The 3,944-nt window shown below is 52.6% G+C and carries 2 protein-coding genes and 1 pseudogene; all 3 read right to left on the bottom strand.

Features of this window, described 5'->3' with window-relative positions; genetic code table 11:
- Positions 1–36 precede the first annotated feature (36 nt).
- Positions 37–1,598 (bottom strand): IS3-like element ISAs20 family transposase gene (locus AB5Y97_RS10860; protein ID WP_088813959.1). Its coding sequence is split into 2 segments (ribosomal slippage): positions 37–1,136 and positions 1,136–1,598, totalling 1,563 coding nucleotides; the frame shifts between segments, so codons are not numbered across the junction.
- 92 nt (positions 1,599–1,690) lie between these two features.
- Positions 1,691–2,404, bottom strand: a pseudogene (locus AB5Y97_RS10855) (phosphoethanolamine transferase); the annotation flags it as partial.
- 535 nt (positions 2,405–2,939) lie between these two features.
- Positions 2,940–3,944 (bottom strand): IS3 family transposase gene (locus tag AB5Y97_RS10850; protein ID WP_368157858.1). Its coding sequence is split into 2 segments (ribosomal slippage), with 1,006 coding nucleotides annotated over them: positions 2,940–3,775 and positions 3,775–3,944; the frame shifts between segments, so codons are not numbered across the junction. This gene is flagged as partial in the annotation.

Raw genomic sequence — 3,944 nt, 5'->3', positions numbered from 1 at the left:
CGGCGTTTTTCAAGATAGTTGTCGCGCAAAGCTGTTTTAAGCAGCCTCTTTTTGCTCCGGCTCGGGTTTCTCGGGCCGCTCCGGATTTAGCATCACGGCACCGATAGGTGTCCAGTCTCGCGTCTTGCCACTCCACCTCGCTGGGTGTTGTGCTCGGGCGGCCTGGTACACAGCATCCCGTTTCGCCAGCAGGGCTTTATCGTCACCCCGATGCCGCTCGTTGGGTGTGACGAAGCGGATACGGCTATGCCGGTGCTCTTCGTTATACCAGGCCATAAAGTCGCGCACCCACTCCCTGGCCGCTTCCAGACTGGCAAAGCCGTCTGATGGCCACTGCGGACAGTACTTCAGCGTCCTGAACAATGACTCCGAGTACGGATTATCGTTGCTGACCCGAGGCCGTCCCCGCGAGGGCGTGACACCCAGGTCATGCATCTTGGTCAGCAGCGTGACTGACTTCATTGGCGCGCCGTTGTCCGAGTGCAAGACCAGCGGCTGCTTCCAGCACTGCTCGCGGATGATGCTCCGTTGCAGCAACGCCGCCGCCCGTTCACCGCACTCTTGCTCATGCACTTCCCAGCCCACCCCTTTGCGGCTGTAGATGTCCTCTATCAGATAGAGGTAGTAATACTGGCCGCGCACGAGTGACGGCAAGTAGGTGATATCCCAGGACCACACTTGATTGGGCCCAGTCGCGGTATGGCTGGTTGGTACCGGCACATGGCGCGGTGGCTGGCTCCGGCCACGCCTGTGCTGCTGGTCAGCCGCCCGCAAGATGCGATAGAAGCTCGACTCACTGGCCAAGTAGCGCCCCTGGTCGGCCAGCCGTGGCACAATTTGACTCGGCGGCAACGAGGCGAACTCCTGGCTATTGCAGACGTCCAGCACGGCCTGCCGCTCCTCTGGGCTCAATGCATGAGCAGGTATGGAACGAACCGCATCCGGTCGCCTATCGGCACTCAGCTCAGGCCCGGCCAACCAGCGCTGGAGCGTGCGCAGACTCAGCCCCAACACCTCGGCCGCAGGATGCTTGCGGGCGCCAGCTTCAAGCGCTTCGCGCCACCATGCAACGTATTGCTGCCGCTCTGGCAACGAGGTCAGTTGTCCTCGTCGACGTTGCTCCAGTAGGCATCGAGCTTTTTTTGCAATATCAGCAGAGCTGCTGCCTCGGCCAGGGCCTTGTCTTTGCGCCGCAGCTCTTGCTCCAGTTGCCGGATACGCTTCTTGTCCGCTTTGGCCTGTGCCTTCTCCGCCTGTTGTAAGGTACGAGCGGATTGCTGGCCCAGAATACAGGCTTGGCGCCATTGCTGGACTTGCTCGGGATAGAGACCCTTACGGCGGCAGTACTCACTGAGTTCAATCTCGGAAAGCGCAGCGGTTTCCAGCACGACGGCGAACTTGGCCTCGGCGGGCCATTCATCGGTCAGTTTGTTGTCCCCGGGCACAGGAGACCCTCCGTCTTTGGCGTGTTTGCGCCAATTATACAGAGTGACCTCGCTGATGTTTTCCTGCCGAGCCAACTCGGCCACCGACATATTGATGGGCGGCAGCAGCTTCTTGAGCAAAGCAGCCTTGCGCTCACTTGAATAACGAGCCATTCGACACTCTTTATCCGCCCCCGGTCTTCACATTTAGATTATTCAGATTAGGCGACAACTATTCTGACACCGGGGGCCCCCAATAATGTAATTTATTGAACATTACGACATTGACTGAAAATATCTAGACCCTTTTCGTAAACTGATGTTTTGACGTCCCAGATACCCAATACAGATGAGAAAATATTATCGTGTGAGTAACGAGTATCAGCGGCTTTCTGCTGCAAACACGCCATATCAACGCCTTTCTCTTTGGTAAATCCAGGTGACATCCACACCTGCATAGGAACACGGGTCTGATCATCCGGTGCAAACTTGTACGGTGTACCGTGTAGGTAAAGCCCTAATGCTCCCAGTGATTCACCATGATCGGAGACGTAGAGCAACGCGGTGTTGTACTTATCTTCGTAGGTTTTCAACTTGGCAATCATCTCTCCAATCACGAAATCGGTGTAGCGGATGGTGTTGTCATAGGTGTTGGTGAGCTCTTCATCTGTGCAGTTTTCAATATCACTGCGTGGACAGTCAGGGGTGAACTGACGATGAGCATCAGGGTAGCGCTTGTAGTAGGTTGGGCCATGGCTACCTATCAGGTGGAAGCCAACCAGCTTATCCCCTTTCATTTGAGCAATTTCACTATCGAGGTCTTGAAGGACAACCTCGTCATAGCATGTGTTTTTATCGCAGAACTTAGGGTGATCCTTTGGTTCGATTTCGATGTTAGGTACTCGGTCGCAGACGCCTTTGCAGCCTCCATCGTTCTCCTTCCAAAAAATGGAGATCCCCGTTTTTTGCAACACATCTAGGGAAGGTGCGAATAAGTCATATGGCACGAGAGCATTTAATGGTAACCCATTGATATTAAATGACTAAAATTTTCATTTTTTGTTCGTGGGATACTTGTTCGCACTTTCCCTAAAACCTCTTTAGCTAGGATATGTATTTCCGTTTCCGGCTTCCAGGTACAGGAGTTCTGCTCGATTGAGTTAGGCTCATGAGCAAAATAATGGGCTTTAACTTGCCCTTTCATAGCCCAGACCGCGCCCTGACAACCGATGCATGTGCAATTGCATGCTTTTCCACTAACAACGTCTTTGACATCAACTATATGGCCGTTGTCATCAAGAGCACGAGTCATCAGGATTCTTGCCATATCTATTCAACCCATAAATGAATTATGTAATAGAACGCATCATTTTTTTAGTTCATTTAGATGCTTTCACTACATGAGTAACTACAACATTTTTATGAAAAATCATACAGTTACAGTTCATTACTTTGAACTTCATCAAGTTCCAATTGGGTAATCCCCCCATTTTTAGGAGCATTCAAAAGTAGAGGTCATGCAGCCTTTGCCAGATGCTGTTTCGGTGTGTAGCCATCTAGCGCCATATTGGGCCGTTCATGGTTATAAACCCACAGCCATTGCGTTGCAAATTCTTGTAGTTCCTCCAGTGTGCCAAACAGGTGATGAGCCAACCAATCGTAACGCACCGTTCTGTTAAACCGCTCTATGTACGCGTTCTGCTGGGGATTGCCAGGTTGGATATACCCCAAGGTGATCCCCTGTTTCATCGCCCACTCCTTGAGCTCCTCGCTGATATATTCCGGGCCATTATCACACCGGATCATCGCTGGTTTGCCACGCCACTCGATCACCTGCTCCAGGGCTCGCTTGACCCGCGAGGCAGGCAATGAAAAATCAACCTCTATGCACAGCGCCTCGCGATTAAAGTCATCGATCACATTAAACAGTCGCACCGACCGACCATCACTGAGCTGGTCATGCATAAAATCCATCGACCAGCACTGATTGGGCTTGTCTGGCACGGCCAATGCGTCCGGCTTTTCACGCACCAATCGCTTCTTGGGTTTGATCCGCATGTTCAGTTCAAGCTCCCGATAAATCCGGTAGACCCGCTTATGGTTCCAGCCAAACCCTTTGACATTGCGTAGATAGAGGAAGCAGAGGCCAAAGCCCCAATTACGCTGGCTGTCGGTGATACGCAGCAACCAATCCGCAATAAGCAGGTTTTCATCGGCAAGCACGGGTTGATAGCGATAACAGCCTTCGCTGACCTTGAAGATGTTGCAGGCTAGCCTGATTGAGATAGCAAAGTGTGAAATCGCTTTGGTAGCCATCTCCCTGCGGGCAGATGGCGTTACCACTTTTTTGCCATGGCCTCGGCGATGATCTCGGCCTTGAGGCGCTCCTCGGCATACATTTTCTTGAGGCGACGATTTTCCTCTTCCAGCTCTTTGAGGCGAGCCATGAGGGAGGCGTCCATGCCACCGAATTTGGAGCGCCACTTGTAGAAAGTAGCGGAGCTGATGCCATGCTCACGG

It is taken from the genome of Aeromonas sp. R10-2 (assembly GCF_040908445.1).
Classification (GTDB): Bacteria; Pseudomonadota; Gammaproteobacteria; order Enterobacterales; family Aeromonadaceae; genus Aeromonas; species Aeromonas veronii.
This window is presented reverse-complemented; position numbering and strand designations above follow the sequence as displayed.